The organism is Streptomyces sp. NPDC041129, from assembly GCF_055592265.1.
On the sequence record NZ_JBVIYV010000002.1, the window covers coordinates 813020 to 830595 of the forward strand.

Here is a 17576-nt window from a genome sequence, read left to right on the forward strand (position 1 = left end):
TCAGAGCACCTTCTTGTCGGTCGTGCCGTCGGCCGGGGAGCCGCTGGCGTCCTCGCGGGGGGTGTCGGGCTCGTCCTCGCCCGGCGGGCGGCGCAGCAGGGCGATGGAGCCGGACACCGTCGTGGCCCTGAGCTTTCCGTTGCCCGCACCGAGCCGGCCGGTGATCTTGTGGGCACCCCACTGGCCGTGCACGCGCAGTCCGTCGAAGGCGTTGGAGATCGTGCCGCTCGCGGTGTTGGCCTCCACCTCCGCGTCCGCCGGGTGCGGCAGGCGGATCGCGATCTCGCCGGAGACGCTGGTCAGGCCGACGTCGGTGGGGCCGTCCGGATCCAGGTCGATGATCATGGAGCCGCTGACCGAGTCGGCCCGGACGGAGGAGCCCGAGCCCTCGACCACGGTCAGATCGCCGGAGACGGAGTTGAATCGCAGGTCGCCCGTGACGGCCTGGGCCTCCAGGTTGCCGGACACGGTGTCCGCGCGGACCTGTCCGGAGAGGCCGACGAGGGTGGTGTCGCCGGTGACGCCCTTGATCACCGCCGGGCCGCTGGTCCCGGAGACGACGGCGGCGGCGCCGACCACGCCCACCTCCACGCGTGTGTCGGCGGGGACCGCGAGGGAGACGACCGCGCTGCGGCGCCAGCCCTTGCGGTCGAGCCACTTGAGGAAGCCCTTCCACGGCAGGTCGTCGTAGGCCACGGTGAGGGTGCCGCCCTGGTGGGTGACGATCAGCGGTGGGCCCTCGATGTCCGTGACCTCCAGGCGTGCGGAACCTTCGTCCGTGCCGACGACGTTCACCGTTCCGTTGACGATGCGGACGTGCAGGTCGCGTACCGGGGTGTCGAAGGTCAGCTTCTGGGGGTCGGTGATGGACCACTCGGACATGGGGCCTCCTTGGCCGGACACGGACACGCCATATCGCGTCTTCTGGAAAACACGATATATCGTGGATGGGGAAAGTCAAGGCGCCTGTGCATAGGCTGTAGGTGGACCCACAGGGGCTGGGTGGATTCGCAGGAGAGGCAGTTCATGTACTTCACCGACCGCGGGATCGAGGAGCTGGAGAAGCGGCGCGGCGAGGAAGAGGTCACCTTCGAGTGGCTCGCCGAGCAACTGCGCACGTTCGTCGATCTCAACCCGGACTTCGAGGTGCCCGTGGAGCGGCTCGCGACCTGGCTCGCCCGGCTCGACGACGAGGACGACGAGTAGCCCGTATCGTCCGATGCCCCTCCCCCTCACCTGTCACCGGAGTTAGCCTTCTTCTCCATTCGGTGAACGGGGGCGTCATGGGTGGAGGAGTCGAACGCGTACGGCTCGACGACGGAACGGTCGTCTGGGCCCGGATCGGCGGGCGGGACGACGAGGCGCCCGACGAGGGCGGCTACTGGGACACGGGGCTCGGTGACCGCGTCGTCGACATGGCGGGCGGGCTGGCCGACACGGTCGGTGGCGTCGTGCGCTCCTTGCGCGCCGGTCTGGACACGCCCGCCGCGGTCGAGGTGTCCGTGAGCTTCGGGATCGAACTGACGGCGCAGTCCGGCAGGATCGTGAGCGCCATAGCGCAGGGCGGCGGCACGTCCTCCCTGACGGTGTCTCTGACCTGGACCGAACCGGCGACGGCCGCGGACGGCGCGGATCCCGCGGCACCCGGCGGCGCGGTCGCACCGCCGCGCCCGCCGGCCCCCGGCTCCGCATGAGCGCCTTCGACGAGATGGTGCGCCCCTCTCTCGCGCGCATCGGCGCAGCGGGTGACGGGTATGCAACGGACCGTGACCCGTACTGGGGATCGGGGTTCTTCATCGCCCCGGGCTGGCTGTTGACCTGTGCCCATGTCGTGGGGAAGGGGGGAGCCGCGGTGTGCCGAGGGGAGAGCGCCTTACGCGTGACCTGGCAGGAACGCACCACCGGACCCACCGCCGCCGACGCCTGGGAGGAACGCTCGGGCACCGGCGCCGCCGTACTCCTGGCACCCCGGCCCGAGGAACCGGAGTCGCTCCGTGACCCCTGGCCGTTCCCCGACCTCGCGCTCGTCCGGGTCGAGGGCGCGGACGACGTGCGGTGTCTCTGGCTGGGCGACCGCGAGCCCGGCGCCCGTGCCCCGATCGGGCTCTACGGCTGGTCCCTGCAGACCGGCGAGCTGGGCGTCCGGCACGGCACCGGCGAACTCGCGGGTTCCGACGCCCGCGCGCTGCTGCTCGGCGGCAGCCTGCCGATCGGCGGACTGTCCGGCGGACCCGTGCTCGACCTGCGGCACGGCTCGGTCGTCGGCGTCATCAAGGGCCGCCGGCGGGAGGAGGGCGTCGCCGTGCCGGTCACCGCGCTGCACGAACTGCTGGACCGGCGCGACACGTCCGGCGTGCTGCGCGAAGTGCTGCGCGCACACGACCGGCACCATCTCCGCCTCCTGGACGACCCGTCGCCGTACGCGAACTGGACCACGCTCCAGGCCGCGCTGCCCGCACTCGCGCCGCCCGTCTCCGGGATCACCGCCGAACTGCGCGCCCGGCTCTACGGCCACCTCGCCGAGCTGCCGCCGCCGGCCGGAGCGGGCGAGATCGTCCACCTGGTGGAGGAGGTCAAGGAGCGGGTGCGCGGCGAACGGCTGCGCTCGCTGGTGCCGCGGAACGTGCGGACCTGGCGTGAGGGCGCGGCCCTCCTGTACGGACTGCGCACCCTGGACGCGGAGGGCGGCGGGACGCTGGTCGATCTCGACGCCGTCCTGCTGTACGCGGCGCAGGTGGTGCGGAAGACCGCGCGCGAGCGGCCGGGTGAGACCGACCCGGCCCGGCTCGGCGCGTTCACCGAATGGCTCGGCGCGCAGGCCGGGCGGCATCGGCACTGGGCGGTGAGCGGGGCCATCCGGGGACTGCTGAACGGGATCGACGGCAGTCGGGCCCCCGACGGAGGACCGGACGGAGTGACGTGTGGAGGGCCGGGCGCCGGCCGCACCGCCGCGATCACGCCCGTGACCGCTGCCGCGACCACGGCCGCGCCCGCTCCCGTGACCGTGTCTCCCCCTGCCTCCGAGCTCCAGGCCCCACCCACGTCCCCGGTCCCGCCCGTGCTCCCGACCACGCTCCGGGCCGTGCCCGAGCCCGTGAACATCCCCGACCCCCGGCTCGCTCCCGACCCCCGGCTCGCCCCCGTGGCCCCGGCCGTGACCGCCGAGGCCGCGGCCACCGGCCGTACCGACGTCCTCGTCAGGGTCGGCGCGTCCATGTACGGCGGGCTGCACCCCTGGAGCGTGGAGCTGATCCACGACGGCCTCGACGTCACCCCGGTGGCCGCCGACGACCGGGGGGTGCGCGTCGACGAGCTCGCGGCGGTGCTGCGCGCGCCGCTGGACCGTGCGCTGAACCTCGGTGACCACGGCGAGCATCTGGCCGGGATCGAGGTCTTCCTGCCCCGCAAGCTGTTCGACCTGCCGGTGGACGAATGGCAGTTGCTGCCCGACCTGCCGGAGGCCTTCCGCGACGACCACGACGACCACGACGACCGTGACCGTGACCGCGACCACGGCGACGGCCCCGACGACCGGGACGGAGAAGGCCACGATGACGACGAGGAGGACGACGACTTCGTGGACGAGCGGTCCATGCCGCTCGGCATGCGCCGGACCGTCGTCATCCGGGATCTGCGGCGCAACGAGCGGCCGCCCTCCCCGGAGTGGCGCAGGCGCTGGCGGGGGGTGTCCCGCGGGCCGCTCACGCACGAGCCGCTGCACGGCCGGGCCCCGGCGGACGGCCACGTCGCCATGTCCCGCTCCGGAAGCCGCTACCTCTACTACGGCACTCTGTCGGCGCTGGACGACACCTGTGTCGCGGTCTACTGCGGCCCCGTCGCGAGCGGGGAGGGGCAGGCGGCGATGAGGGACGCGCTGATGGCGGGTCATCCGGTGGTGCTGTGGCGCCGGGACCGGCACGACCACGACGAGTGCAAGGACTTCTACGAGCAGGCCGCCCACGCGGTGGGTACCGCCCGGCATGCCGAGGGCCTGCACGAACCGGTGCGTGACGTGCGTATCCGGCTGTACGACTCCGAGTCGGCCCGGGCCCGGGGCCTGCGCGGGAAACTGGCCGTGCTGTTCGATCCGCCGGACCGCCCGCCGCGCGCCGCCGGGACGATGCGGCCGCCGCCACTGGCCGCTCCCGACGGCTGACCCGCCTGATGGAGACGGCGGATGGCCAGGCGGATGGCGAGGCGGTGGGTCCTAGGGCCGAACCGCCCGCCGAACCGGCCGCGGAACCGACCGCCGCCGCTCCGACGGCCGCTCCCGCGGCCGATCCGTCCGGCGCGCCGGACGCACCGTCAAACCCCGCTCGTGACAAGGCTGTTCGGAGGTCCGGAAGTGAACGACGGGCCGTTCGAACCTCGGCAGACACGGCCGCCTGACGGTAGCCTCTAGGTCAAATGGCCGGGCCCGCTGCATGATCACCAGATTTGGGAGGAGCCCAAGGTGAACGACTGGCGGATCTACAGCGGAGTGGGTCAGCCGCACGACGGCATGCGGAGGTTGCCGCCCCCGCCGCCCTGGCGCGACTTCGCGGCCTCCCACGAGGGTGCGGAGGACGGCACGGAGGACCCCAGCAGCGCCCGTCGGCTCGGCGTGCGCCGCCGTCTGGTGGAGAGCTACGCGCCCCGGCCGGCCGAGGTGGACGCGGTCAACGCCGCCCTGTATCTGCGCCGGCCGCTGCTGGTCACCGGCAACCCGGGCACGGGCAAGTCGACCCTGGCGTACGCCATCGCCCATGAACTCGGGCTCGGCAAGGTGCTGCGCTGGCCCATCGTCAGCCGCACCGGCCTCCAGGACGGGCTGTACCGGTACGACGCCATAGGCCGCCTCCAGGACGTCCAGCTCGAACGGGCCCGCGGCGGCGAGCGCGGCACGGCCGCGCCAGGCATCGGCTCCTACATCCGGCTCGGCCCGCTCGGCACCGCCCTGCTGCCCGCCGAGCAACCCCGCGTGCTGCTCATCGACGAACTCGACAAGAGCGACCTCGACCTGCCCAACGACCTCCTCAACACCCTCGAGGAAGGCGAGTTCTCCATCCCCGAGCTGGAGCGGCTGGCCGACCGCGAGCCCGTCGTCGAGGTGCTCACCCACGACGGCGACCGGGTGGCCGTGCACGGCGGGCGTATCGCCTGCACCGCCTTCCCCGTGATCGTGCTGACCTCCAACGGCGAACGCGACTTCCCCGCGCCGCTGCTCAGGCGCTGCATCCAGCTCGAGCTCGACCCGCCCGGCGAGGAGCAGCTCACCGCGATGGTCGAGGCGCACCTCGGCACGGACGGTGTCGCCGGCGGGGCCGATCTCATCCGCAGGTTCCTGGAGCGCGAACCCGGCGAGGTGCTCGCCGCCGACCAGCTCCTCAACGCCCTCTTCCTCACCCGTCACGACCCGCGCGCGCAGAGCCTCACCCGGGAGCGGATCGCCGAGATGCTCATGCAGCCGCTCGACCGTACGAGGTGAGGGACGGATGCCCGGGATGCACCTGGACGAGCTGATCGGCAAGCTGCGCCAGGGCGGGCTCGACCTCACCGCGGAGGACGTGGCCGACGCGGTCTGGCTGGCCCGGCGGCTCGGCGCGGCCCCGCCCCGCGACGCGCCTGTACGGGAGCCCGGCACCGGTCCCCTGGACCCGCCCGCCACCGGGTCCGACGCGTCACCCGCCGGTGCCGACGCGGCGCCGCCGGCCGCCGAACCGCCCCGGCCCCGGGCGGACGCCCCCGCCGCCCCGGTGCCACTGCTCACCCCTGGCCTCCCGGCGCGCCCGCACGGCGGCGCCGGCACCCCCACCGCCGTTCCCGTCCGGGCGCCCGCCGCCGGCGCCCTGCCCGGGCTGCTCGGCCTGGAGAAGGCGCTGCGCGCCCTCGGCCGCTACCAGGTCGCCGCCGCCCCGCCCCGGGACGAGCGGATCGACGAGGAGGCCACCGCCGAGCGGGCCGCCGCCAGCGGCATCCTGCTCCCGGTCACCCGGCCCGGCCGCCGCCGGCGCTGCGACGTCCAGCTGCTCATGGACACCGGGCCCAACATGACCGTCTGGGGACAGCTGGTCGAGGAACTGCGCCAGGCCTGCCAGCAGTCCGGCGCGTTCGCCTCCGTCCGCGTCCACCACCTGTACGCCGACGACTCCGGCGCCCTCCTCGTCGGTACGACCGCCGGTCCCGGACGGCACACCCGGCTGCGCCCGGCCGACGAACTGCACGATCCCACCGGCCGCCGGCTCACCTTCGTCATCAGCGACTGCGTGGGCCCGCTGTGGCAGAACGGCAGCGCGCAGCGGCTGCTGCACCAGTGGCCGCGCAGTGCCCCGCTGGCCGTCGTCCAGCCGCTGCCACCCAGGCTGTGGGGCCGCACCGAACTGCCCGCCGAGCCGGGCCTGCTGGAGCGTCCCGACGGGGTGGCCGGCCGGCTGACCTTCGAGCCCGACGACGAGCCCTGGGAGGAACCGGCGCCGCACGCCCGGCCGGTACCGGTGCTGCAGCCCACCCCGGAGGCCTTCGAGGCCTTCGCCCGGCTGCTCGGCGGCAGCGGCCCCGTCAGGGAGCGGGCCTGGGCGGCGATCACCCATCCCGGTACGGCCCCGGCGCCCACGGCTTCCGCCGGCGCTGACGGCCGACCGTACGGCGACGGCGATCCGTACGGCGACGACCGACCGCGCGTCCATGACGAGCCGCGCAGCGACGACGAGCTGCTGCGGGCCTTCCGCGCCGGAGCCTCGCCCGGCGCCGTACGGCTGGCGGTCTATCTGGCCGCGGCCCCGCTCACCCTGCCCGTGATGCAACTGGTCCAGCGGGCGATGCTGCCGGACACCGGGCCCATGGAACTGGCCGAGGTGCTGCTCGGCGGGCTGCTCAGACAGCTCCCCGGCACCGGGGAACAGCCCTGCTTCGCCTACTCGGGCCGGGTGCAGAACCTGCTGCTGTCCTCCCTCGACCAGGACACCGCCGGGCTCGTCCTCAAGCACTGCTCGGCCTACGTGGAACGGCACTTCGGCCGGGGCACCCGCAACTTCGCCGCCCTCGCCGCGGCCCGGCTCGCCGACCACGCCCCGTCCACCGGCGCCGGCCGCCTCTCACCGGACGGCGTCCCACCGGAGGGCGGCGGCAGTGTCGAGGCCGAGCTGTTCGCCCGTATCCCGGCCCGCGTCCTGCGCTTCTACCTGCCGGACCTCGTCACGCCCGACCCGCTCACCGAGGCCGAGCGCCTGCTCGACCAGTGGCACCACCTGGCCGACCCGGAGGTGCTGCGCCGCGCCCGTGAACAGGCCCGCGCGGCGACCGACCCGGCCCCCGCGGTCCTCCCGGCCACCGGCGCCGCGGTCCGGCCCCACCTGGTCCTCGGCCGCATCCTGCGCGCCGAGGCGGGCACGGCGGCCGCGCGCGCGGCGGGACGCCGCGCCGGGCTGCTGCGCGAGGCGGCGGCCGAACTCGCCGCCGCGCACGCCGCGGCCGGCGCGGCCAGCCGCCAACGCGCCGACTCCGCCCTGGAACTCGCCTCCTGCCGACGCGAGTTGTGGCGTCTGACGGCGGAGAGTGACCAACTCGGCGCCGCCCTGGACGTCCTGGACGCCGAGGCCGCTCCCTGGCCGTTCCTGACCGAACGGGCGCGGGCCTGGTCCCGGGCCGGGCACCGGGAGGACCAGGACACCTCCGCGCGGCCCGACGGCCCCGGGGAGAGCGCCCGGACCGGCCCGGACACGGGGGACGGGACGCCCGGCGGGACCGAGCCGGCCGCCCAGGACGCGGACGAAGCGGCTCGCGGCGGAACCCCGGCGTCGCACCGCGCGCCCGCGGATGCCGGCCAGGTGCCCTGGCCCGTCACCGCCCACCGCTCCCGGCTGCTGCTGCGCGGCCGTATCCTGCTCGACCTGCGGCACCCCGCCGCCGCCATCGGTGAACTCCGCGAGGCCTGCGCGACGCTGGACCTGGAGCGGGCCCCCGACGCCGTACGCGGGCCCGCCCTGCTCGACCTGGCGCGGGCGCTGCGGGAGGCCGGGGCCGACGACGGCGAGACCCGGCAGGCACTGCTGCGGGCCCGGCGGGCCGCCGGGGACGACCCCGATCTGCTGCTGCCCGCCCTGGCCGCGCTGGCCGCGTTCCTCGACACGGCGGGCGAGGCCCCGGAGGCCGACGAGGCCTACGAGCGCGCCGCGCTGCTCGCCCCAGCCGACGGCGCCCTGCGCTGCCAACTCCTCACCTCCTGGGGCGAGTCACTGCTACGGCGGGCCTCGACGCGGGACGGCGCGAGGATCGTGGACCGGGCCGAGTACGTACTGCGCGAGGCACTGCAGGCGCTGCCCGCCCGGTCGGCGCACCGCGGGCGCCTGCAGGGCCTGGTCGGCAGCGCGCTCGCCCAGCGCTTCCGCCACCTGGGCTTCCTGCCCGACCTGTTCGAGAGCCGCCACCTGCTCGGCCAGGCGGTGCGCGCGGCCGCCGACGCCGCCGTACGGGCCGAGGTCTGGCTGCAGTTGGGACGGGTGCGGCTGGAGGGCTGGCGCCGGGCCGGTGCGCCGGTGCTGGTGGACGCCCTGCAGGCGTACGAGAACGCGGAGCGGGAGGCGCGGGCCGCGCACGGGGAGGACCCGGGCTCGGTGACCTCCGCCCGGGCGCGGCACGGCAGCGGGGTGGTGCTGGCCCTGATGGGCCGGCCCGCCGCGGCGCGCGAGGCCTACCGGTCGGCGCGGGAGCAGTGGCAGCGGCTGGTCGGGGCCCTGCGCCAGGTCGACTGGGCGGACGTCGAGCTGACCCGGCGGGCGGAGGCGGAGCCGGTGAGGGGTGAGGGATCGACGCGTGCGGTACGGGGACTGCCGGACGAGGACTGGGAGCGGATCGCTCCGCCCTGGTGGCCGTGGACCGGAGAATGGGCGAACTGGTCAGAACTTGACCGGAGTTGATCTGGCCAGGGTTTCCACTTCCGGGCTGTCGGGAAGAACTGGGCAGCCATGGCGACGGAGCGGGCCGTTCGCGGGCGGGGAGGAGCCGAGTGTGGCGGAGCAGTGGAGCGGGGTGGCCGCCCCCGGTCGGGACGCCGGGCGTGCCGCGCGCCTGCCCGACCTCACCGACGTCGACCTGCGTACCCTGCGGTTTCTCGATGATCCCGCCCTGACCGCCGAAGTCGACCGGGTGCTGCGGGATGCCACCGAGTGCCAGCAGGTCTGGCACAGCGGGGAGGGCGAGGGAGAGGTGCAGCCGTCCGCCGTGGATATGTTTTCGGCCGGACTCGCCGAACCCGGCCGGCTGCCGGACGAGCGGAGATGACCTCGGCGCCGATACCCGCCGAGGTCTTCGGGGCGCTCGCCGGCACCCGCCCCACACCCCGGGGCACGCGGGCACTGCGTGCCGCGATCCACGCGCGTCGCATGCTGGTCCTCAAGTCCCTCCTGGTGCGCACCGACCGGCAGCGCCGGCACCTGGGTCCCGCCGCGCGCCGGGATTTCGAGCGGGCCTGGGCGCTGCTGGCGGCCGCGGAACGGACCGGCCCCTCCGCGGTACGTGAGGTGCTCGACTACCCGACGACCGGCGCCTGGCTGGCCGCCGCGCTCGCCGCACACCCGGGGCCCGCTTTCGAACGGCAACTGGCCCACCTGGCCGGTGTCGCCGTCGCCGCGGCCGTCCGCGCGGGCCACTCCACGACCGGTGCCCTGAACGTGCCCACCGGCCTGCTGGTCCTGCCCGGCCTCGGCGTGCTGCGCTGCCCGTCGGGCCGGGTCCGGCTGAGCGCCGTACCGGGCGGGACACGGATCGCGGACGACGGCGGGCACACCGAGGCGGTCATGCCGCACCCGGCGGCGCGCCCCGGGCCCCGCCCGTCCCGGCGGAGCGACGACGGGACCGGCTGGAGGGCGCTGCGTACGCTGCCCGGCGGCACCGTACGCCTCGACGACCTCGATCCGTACCGGGCCCCCTCGCCCGGCACCGGCCCGGGATCGCTGCGTGCCGCCGACCGCCCCGACTCCCCCTGGGGGACCTGGGCCCGGCGCTGGCGTCGCGCCCACGAACTGCTGACCGCTGTCGACGGACGGCGCGCCGCCGAGACCGGCGCCGTGCTGCGCGCCGTCGTACCGCTGGCCGCCCCGGACACCGGTGCCACCCCGATGGGAGCCACGCTCAGGTCCGCGCCCGGCGCCGCGCTGATCCAGCTCCCGGGCACGGCGCTGGAACTCGCCGAGTCACTGGTCCACGAGACCCACCACACCAAGCTGGCGGCCCTGGACGAGCTGGTCCCGCTGTGCGGGCCGGGCGGGAGCGCGGTGCACCGGGTCGGCTGGCGCCCCGACCCCCGGCCGGTACCGGCCGTGCTGCAGGGCGCCTACGCCCATCTGGCGCTCACCGACCTGTGGTGGAGGGTGCGCACCGGCGCCGGGGCCGCCCCGGCTTGGCGGCGCCGGGCCGGCGAGCGGTTCGAGGCGTTCCGCGAGGAGGTGGGGCAGGCCTTGTCCCTCCTGCTGGAATCCGATGAACTGACCCCAGCGGGAAGGGAGTTCGTCCAGGGCATGGAACGCCACCACGCCGGTCTCGGCGTGACGGCCCAAAATGTTCTGTGACGCTCCGCAGGGGCGTAATTTCTGTGCGTTAGCGTGTGCCGTGAGAGTGCGGTGGCGGGAACAGGGAGCGTGCGATGGCGGAACAGCGGCGGTCGGGCGGGGACGGGGCCCCGGCATCCGAACGCATCCTGGTGGTCTTCCCCGGCTACCACCGGGCCTGGGCGGCCTGGATCGCCCAGTGCCTGGAGAGCCACGGGCACCAGGCCACGCTGCAACGCTGGGACCCCCCGCGCGAGATCCCGCTGGAGGACTCCCTCGCCGACCTGCTGCTGGCCTCCGGACCGGTGCTGCTCGTCCTGGACGACTGGTTCTTCGAACTCGGACCCCGCCCGGCGGGCGAGTGGAACGACGCCCTGCGCGGCTTCGTCGCGGCGAACGCCGACCGGTTCGCCGCCGTCAACCTCACCAACCGGTCACTGCTGCCGGCCACCGCGGTCCTCGAACCGGCCAGCCTGTGGGGTCTGAGCGAGGAGGCCGCCGAGGAGCGGCTGCTGCGCCGGCTGGGCCTGGAACGCCGCCGGGTGCCCCGGCCGACCGCCCACCGGGCCCGCTACCCCGAGAACCGGTGCGAGATCTGGGGCGAGATCCCCCGCCGCAACCCGCGCTTCACCGGCCGGGACGACCTGCTCACCAGCCTCCACCAGCAACTCGCCGACGCCGACCGGGGCGCCGCCGTCTGCACGCTGCTCGGCATGTCCGGTATCGGCAAGACCCAGCTCGCAGCCGAGTACGCCCACCGGTTCAGCACCGACTACGACGTGGTGTGGTGGGTCAACTCCGACGACCGCAACATCCAGCGCGACCGGCTCGGCGAACTCGCCGTGGAGCTCGGCCTGCGGGTCGGCAACGAGCCCGGCGAGCGCATCCGGGCCGTCCGGGAGGCCCTGCGCCGCGGCGAGCCCTACGGCCGCTGGCTGCTGATCTTCGACGGCTGGGACGACACCGAGGGCATCGACACCCTGCTCCCGCAGGGCGCGGGCCACGTCCTCGTCACCTCCCGCAACCGAGGCTGGGGCGAGCACACCGACATCCTCGAGATCCCCGCCTTCCTGCGCGCCGAGTCCACCGCCTACCTGCTGCGTCGCGCGCCGCACATCAGCGCCGCCGAGGCCGACGAGGTCGCCGCCGAGTTCGGCGACGTGGCACTGCCGCTCGTCCAGGCCGCCTCCTGGCTCGGCGAGTCACGCATGGAGGTGCCCGAGTACCTGCGCATGGTCCGCGAGCGCCGGCTGTCCACCGTGGACGAGCCCGCCACCGGCGAGGGCTTCCCGCGGTCGTCCATGACGTCCTGGTCGATACTGCTCAACCGGCTGCGCGGCGCACAGCCGCAGACCATCGACATCCTCGGCCTGTGCACCTCGTTCGCCCCCGGACGCATCCCGCTAGGCCTCATCCGCGCCTACCCGCACGCCGACCTGCCCGAGCAACTGCGCTGGATGTCCGGCGACCTGACCGCCTGGACCCGGGCCCTGGACACGCTGGTCAACTACTCGGTGCTGACCCGGGAGACCCGCGGCCCGGTCGGCGTCGAGATGGGCCCGCACCAGGAGTCGGTCCACATGCACCGGCTGGTCCACGACATCGTCTCCAAGCTGACCAGCGAGGACAGCCGGGTCGTGCACCGCCAGGCGGTCCGCACCCTGCTGGCCCAGGCCGACCCCGGCAACCCGCTGGACAGCCGGAACTGGCCCCGGTACGCGGAACTGCTGCCCCACCTGGAACCCTCGGGCGCCCTCGGCAGCGCCCAGCCGCGCGTCCAGGAGACCGTGCTGAACTGCCTGCGCTACTGCTACCGCAGCGGCGAGTACAAGGGCGGTCTCGACCTGGCCCGGCGGATCCGCGACCACTGGTCCCGGATCATGGACCCGCTGGCCCAGCCGATGCTCGACCTCACCACACAGGAGAGCAACATCCTGCGGGCCAGCGGCCGGTTCCGCGACGCCTACGAGCTCGACCGTGCCGTCCACCAGCGCCTCGGCGCCGCCGGGTCGCGCTCCGAGCTGGCCGAGCTGTCCACCAAGGGCGCCATGGCCGCCAGTCTGCGCCACCTGGGCCGCTACGACGACGCGCACGAGCTGCAGAGCGAGGTCCTCGACGGCTACGGCAGACTGCTCGGCCCGGACGAGGGCCCCGCCCTGATCGCCCGGCACAACCACGGCGTCGGACTGCGGCTGCTCGGCCGCTACCAGGAGGCGTACGAACTCGACCTGGACACGCTCGCCCGCCGGGACAACGTGCTGCGCGCCCGGCACATCAGCACCCTCAACTCGGGCGGCGCCGTCGCCCACGACCTGCGGCTGCTGGGCCGGTACCGGGACGCGCTGGCCCGTCAGGAGACCGTGGTCCGGCTGAGTCTGCAGGTGCTCGGCGCACGGCATCCGCAGACCCTGTCGGCCCGCGGCCAGCTCGTCATGTGCCGCCGCCGGGAAGGCGGCCACACCCAGGACCTCGGGCCCGAGATGGCGAGCCTCCTCGAGCAACTGGCGCAGGTGCACGGCCGTGAGCACTACCGGACCCTGGCCTTCACCACCAACTACGGCAACTACCTGCGGGAGCACGGCGACCTCGCGCAGGCCCGGGAGCTGATCGACCGGGCCGAGGCCGGCTACCGCGCGCTGCTGGGGCCGGCCCACCCGGTCGCCACCGGCATGCTCTCCAACACCGGTCTCGTCATGCAGGCCGCCGGTGAACGCGCCGAGGCCCTGTCCATGTTCGAGGCGTCCTTCGCGGGCCTCACCGCCACCCTCGGCGCCGACCACCCCTGGGTCCTCGGCTGCGCCCTCAACGCGGCCAGCGCCCGCAACCTGGGCGACCGGATCACCGACGCCGTGGAGCTGAGCCGGGAGACCCTGCGCCGGGCCCGGCACACGCTGGGGCACGAGCATCCGCTCACGCTCTCCTGCCAGGTGGCGCTGGCCGCCGATCTGCGGGCCGCGCGGGAGCACGAGGAGGCCGGGAAGCTGGAGGAGGACGGCCTCCTGGGCCTCACCCGCTCCCTGGGCGCCCAACACCCCCACACCATCTCGGCCCGCCAACGAACCCGCCCCTACTGGGACTTCGAGCCCTACCTGGGCTGACCGGGAACGTCACCCCACGTACCCGCGGCCGCACACACGCTCAACAGCCCCACCGCATAGGCGAAGGGCCCGCCCCCGAGTCCACAGGAACTCGGAGCCGGGCCCGACATTCGGCTGAACCGCCGGAGGCCTACGCCTCGAACACCTCACGCACCAGCTGCTCCTGCTCGGCCTGGTGCCGCTTCGCGGAGCCCACCGCCGGGGACGAGCCGTGCGGACGCGAGATGCGCCGCAGCCGCTCGCCGGCCGGGATGTCCGCGCCGACCGCCAGGTCGAGGTGGTCGATCAGGTTGAGCGCGATGAACGGCCAGGCACCCTGGTTCGCCGGCTCCTCCTGCGTCCACAGGTACTTCTCGGCGTTCGGGTACTTGTTGACCTCCGCCTGGAGCTCCGCACCCGGCAGCGGGTACAGGCGCTCGATGCGGATGATCGCCGTGTCCGTGGCGCCGCGCTTCTGACGCTCGGCCTCCAGGTCGTAGTAGACCTTGCCGGCGCAGAAGACGACCTTGCGGACCGCCGCCGGGTCGACCGTGCTGTCGCCGATGACCGGACGGAACTCGCCCGAGGTGAACTCCTCCGCCTTCGAGGCCGCCGCCTTCAGGCGCAGCATCGACTTCGGCGTGAAGACGACCAGCGGCTTGTGGTGCGGGTTGTGCACCTGCCACCGCAGGAGGTGGAAGTAGTTCGCCGGCGAGGTCGGCATCGCGACCGTCATGTTGTTCTGCGCGCAGAGCTGCAGGAACCGCTCCGGGCGGGCCGAGGAGTGGTCCGGGCCCTGGCCCTCGTAGCCGTGCGGCAGCAGCAGGGTGACGCCGGAGGTCTGGCCCCACTTCTGCTCGGCCGAGGAGATGAACTCGTCCACGACCGTCTGCGCACCGTTGACGAAGTCGCCGAACTGGGCCTCCCACATCACCAGCGCGTCGGGACGGGCCAGCGAGTAGCCGTACTCGAAGCCCATCGCCGCGTACTCGGAGAGCAGCGAGTTGTAGACGTTCAGGCGGGCCTGGTCCTCGGAGAGGTACTGCAGCGGCGTGTACTCCTCGCCGGTGCTGCGGTCGATCAGGACCGCGTGGCGCTGGCCGAAGGTGCCGCGCTGGGAGTCCTGGCCCGCGAGGCGGACCGGGGTGCCCTCCAGCAGCAGCGAGCCGACGGCGAGGGTCTCGCCCATGCCCCAGTCGATCGTGCCGTCCTCGACCATCGCCGCCCGGCGCTGCAGCTGCGGCTGCAGACGCGGGTGCACGGTGATGTGGTCGGGGACGTTGACCTGGGACTCGGCGATCCGCTTCACGACCTCCGAGGAGATCGCGGTCGGGACCGCGACCGGGAAGCCGTCCTGCGGCGCCTGGGTGTCACCGGCGGCCGGCTGCGAGGTGGCCTCGCGGACCTCGGTGAAGACCTTCTCGAGCTGGCCCTGGTAGTCCTGCAGCGCCTGCTCGGCCTCTTCCAGCGTGATGTCGCCGCGACCGATCAGGGACTCGGTGTAGAGCTTGCGCACCGAGCGCTTCTTGTCGATCAGGTCGTACATCAGCGGCTGGGTGAAGGCCGGGTTGTCCGACTCGTTGTGACCGCGGCGGCGGTAGCAGATGAGGTCGATCACCACGTCCTTGTTGAACGCCTGGCGGAACTCGAAGGCGAGCCGCGCCACGCGCACGACGGCCTCCGGGTCGTCGCCGTTCACGTGGAAGATCGGGGCCTCGATCATGCGGGCCACGTCCGTCGCGTACATGGAGGAACGCGAGGACTCGGGGGCCGCGGTGAAGCCGACCTGGTTGTTGATGACGATGTGGACCGTGCCGCCGGTGCGGTAGCCGCGCAGCTGCGACATGTTCAGGGTCTCGGCCACCACGCCCTGGCCCGCGAAGGCCGCGTCGCCGTGGATCGCCACCGGCAGGACGGTGAAGTCCGTGCCGCCCTTGTTGATGATGTCCTGCTTGGCGCGGGCGACGCCCTCGAGGACCGGGTCGACGGCCTCCAGGTGCGAGGGGTTCGCGACCAGCGACACCTTGATCTGCTCGCCGTCCAGGCCGGTGAAGGTGCCCTCGGCGCCCAGGTGGTACTTCACGTCGCCGGAGCCGTGCATCGACTTCGGGTCGAGGTTGCCCTCGAACTCGCGGAAGATCTGCGCGTACGACTTGCCGACGATGTTGGCGAGGACGTTCAGGCGGCCGCGGTGGGCCATGCCGATGACGACCTCGTCCAGGCGGGACTCGGCCGCCGAGTCGATGACCGCGTCCAGCAGCGGGATGACGGACTCGCCGCCCTCCAGCGAGAAGCGCTTCTGGCCGACGTACTTCGTCTGCAGGAACGTCTCGAAGGCCTCCGCCGCGTTCAGGCGGCGCAGGATGCGCAGCTGCTCCTCGCGCTCCGGCTTGGAGTGCGGGCGCTCGACGCGGTCCTGGATCCACTTGCGCTGCTTGGGGTCCTGGATGTGCATGAACTCGATGCCGGTGGTGCGGCAGTACGAGTCGCGCAGCACGCCGAGGATGTCGCGCAGCTTCATCATCGACTTGCCGGCGAAGCCGCCGACGGCGAACTCGCGCTCCAGGTCCCACAGGGTGAGGCCGTGCTCGGTGATGTCCAGGTCGGGGTGCTTGCGCTGCTGGTACTCCAGCGGGTCGGTGTCGGCCATGACGTGGCCGCGGACCCGGTAGGAGTGGATCAGCTCGAAGACCCGGGCGGCCTTGGTGACGTCGTCGTCGTGCGAGGCGTCGATGTCCTTGAGCCAGCGGACCGGCTCGTAGGGGATGCGCAGCGCCTCGAAGATGTCGTCGTAGAAGCCGTTCTCGCCGAGCAGCAGGTTCGCGACCTGGCGGAGGAACTCGCCGGAGGCGGCGCCCTGGATCACCCGGTGGTCGTAGGTCGACGTGAGCGTCATGACCTTCGAGATGCCGAGCTTGTTCAGCGTGTCCTGGCTGGTGCCCTGGAACTCGGCCGGGTAGTCCATGGAGCCGACGCCCATGATCACGGACTGGCCGGGCATCAGACGCGGCACGGAGTGGACGGTGCCGAGACCGCCGGGGTTGGTCAGCGAGACCGTCACGCCGGTGAAGTCGTCCATCGTCAGCTTGCCGTCACGGGCGCGGCGGACGATGTCCTCGTAGGCCTGCCAGAACTCGAAGAAGTTCAGCGTCTCGGCCTTCTTGATGGCGGCCACGACGAGCTGGCGGTCGCCGTTGGGCTTCACCAGGTCGATGGCCAGGCCGAGGTTGACGTGCGGCGGCTTGACGAGGGTCGGCTTGCCGTCCTTCTCGCCGAACGCGTAGTTCATCGACGGCATGGCCTTGATGGCCTGCACCATCGCGAAGCCGATCAGGTGCGTGAAGGAGATCTTCCCGCCCCGGGCGCGCTTCAGGTGGTTGTTGATGACGATCCGGTTGTCGAACAGCAGCTTCACCGGGACCGCACGGACCGAGGTGGCCGTCGGCAGCTCCAGCGAGGCGTTCATGTTCTTCGCGACGGCGGCGGACGGACCGCGCAGCGTCACGTACTCCGGACCCTCGGGGGCCTCCGCGGCGGGGGCGGCCTTGGCCTTCGGCTGAGCGGGCGCCTGTGCGGGCGTCGCCGGCTTGGCCGGGGCGGGGGCCGCGGCCTTCGCCGCGGGAGCGGGAGCGGCGGCCGGGGCCGCGGCGGGCTTCGGAGCGGCCGCCGGCGCCGGCGCGGGGGCGGCCTGGGCCGGAGCGGCCGGCTGGGCCGGGGCAGCCGGAGCGGTGGTCCCTGCGGCCCCCGCGGCCGCAGTACCCGCCGGAGCCGACGCGGCAGGCGCGCCCGGCTTGTAGTCGGCGAAGAAGTCCCACCAGGCACGGTCTACGGAATTCGGGTCCTGGAGGTACTGCTGATAGATCTCGTCGACGAGCCACTCGTTGGGACCGAACGCGGCAGCGGGGTTCTTCCCGGCTTGGTGGTCGGTCGAGATGCTCGAGTTACTGGGGGACTGTGGCGACACGGCGGCAACCGC

Annotated in this window: 10 protein-coding genes; 8 read left to right on the plus strand and 2 right to left on the minus strand. The window is 73.6% G+C overall.

Features of this window, described 5'->3' with window-relative positions:
• Positions 1 to 882 carry a DUF4097 family beta strand repeat-containing protein gene (locus ACZ6B1_RS11955; RefSeq protein WP_468777194.1) on the minus strand — a complete coding sequence of 294 codons (882 nt, stop codon included), beginning with the start codon at positions 880 to 882 and terminating at the stop codon, positions 1 to 3.
• 144 nt (positions 883 to 1026) lie between these two features.
• Between ACZ6B1_RS11955 and ACZ6B1_RS11960 the strand changes: the two genes are divergently transcribed.
• The 8 genes from ACZ6B1_RS11960 to fxsT all read left to right on the plus strand — a co-directional run bounded on the left by ACZ6B1_RS11960 (position 1027) and on the right by fxsT (position 13621).
• Positions 1027 to 1206 carry a DUF6104 family protein gene (locus ACZ6B1_RS11960; RefSeq protein ID WP_003992906.1) on the plus strand — a complete coding sequence of 60 codons (180 nt, stop codon included), beginning with the start codon at positions 1027 to 1029 and terminating at the stop codon, positions 1204 to 1206.
• A gap of 77 nt (positions 1207 to 1283) precedes the next feature.
• On the plus strand, positions 1284 to 1694 hold the full coding sequence (locus tag ACZ6B1_RS11965) for a CU044_2847 family protein (RefSeq protein ID WP_468777195.1): 411 nt from the start codon (positions 1284 to 1286) through the stop codon (positions 1692 to 1694).
• Positions 1695 to 1708: 14 nt separating this feature from the next.
• The gene (locus tag ACZ6B1_RS11970; RefSeq protein ID WP_468777518.1) at positions 1709 to 4156 is read left to right on the plus strand and encodes a VMAP-C domain-containing protein; all 2448 of its coding nucleotides are present in this window, start codon (positions 1709 to 1711) and stop codon (positions 4154 to 4156) included.
• Between the two features lie 297 nt (positions 4157 to 4453).
• Positions 4454 to 5467: an AAA family ATPase gene (locus ACZ6B1_RS11975; RefSeq protein WP_468777196.1), complete on the plus strand. Its 1014-nt coding sequence runs from the start codon at positions 4454 to 4456 to the stop codon at positions 5465 to 5467.
• Between the two features lie 7 nt (positions 5468 to 5474).
• Entirely contained in the window at positions 5475 to 8894 is a 3420-nt protein-coding gene (locus tag ACZ6B1_RS11980; protein ID WP_468777197.1) for an SAV_2336 N-terminal domain-related protein, read from the plus strand.
• Positions 8895 to 8985: 91 nt separating this feature from the next.
• Positions 8986 to 9258, plus strand: coding sequence for a hypothetical protein (locus tag ACZ6B1_RS11985; RefSeq protein ID WP_468777198.1), 273 nt, complete (start codon positions 8986 to 8988; stop codon positions 9256 to 9258).
• Positions 9255 to 10544, plus strand: a complete 1290-nt coding sequence (locus ACZ6B1_RS11990) for an aKG-HExxH-type peptide beta-hydroxylase (protein WP_468777199.1) — start codon at positions 9255 to 9257, stop codon at positions 10542 to 10544. Before ACZ6B1_RS11985 ends, ACZ6B1_RS11990 begins: the two co-directional genes overlap by 4 nt.
• 74 nt (positions 10545 to 10618) lie before the next feature.
• Positions 10619 to 13621 (plus strand): FxSxx-COOH system tetratricopeptide repeat protein, encoded by a 3003-nt coding sequence (gene fxsT, locus ACZ6B1_RS11995; RefSeq protein ID WP_468777200.1) that lies wholly within the window; start codon positions 10619 to 10621, stop codon positions 13619 to 13621.
• Positions 13622 to 13751: 130 nt separating this feature from the next.
• On the opposite strand, the gene ACZ6B1_RS12000 is transcribed toward fxsT, so the two are convergent.
• Positions 13752 to 17564: a multifunctional oxoglutarate decarboxylase/oxoglutarate dehydrogenase thiamine pyrophosphate-binding subunit/dihydrolipoyllysine-residue succinyltransferase subunit gene (locus ACZ6B1_RS12000; protein ID WP_468777201.1), complete on the minus strand. Its 3813-nt coding sequence runs from the start codon at positions 17562 to 17564 to the stop codon at positions 13752 to 13754.
• Positions 17565 to 17576: the final 12 nt, after the last annotated feature.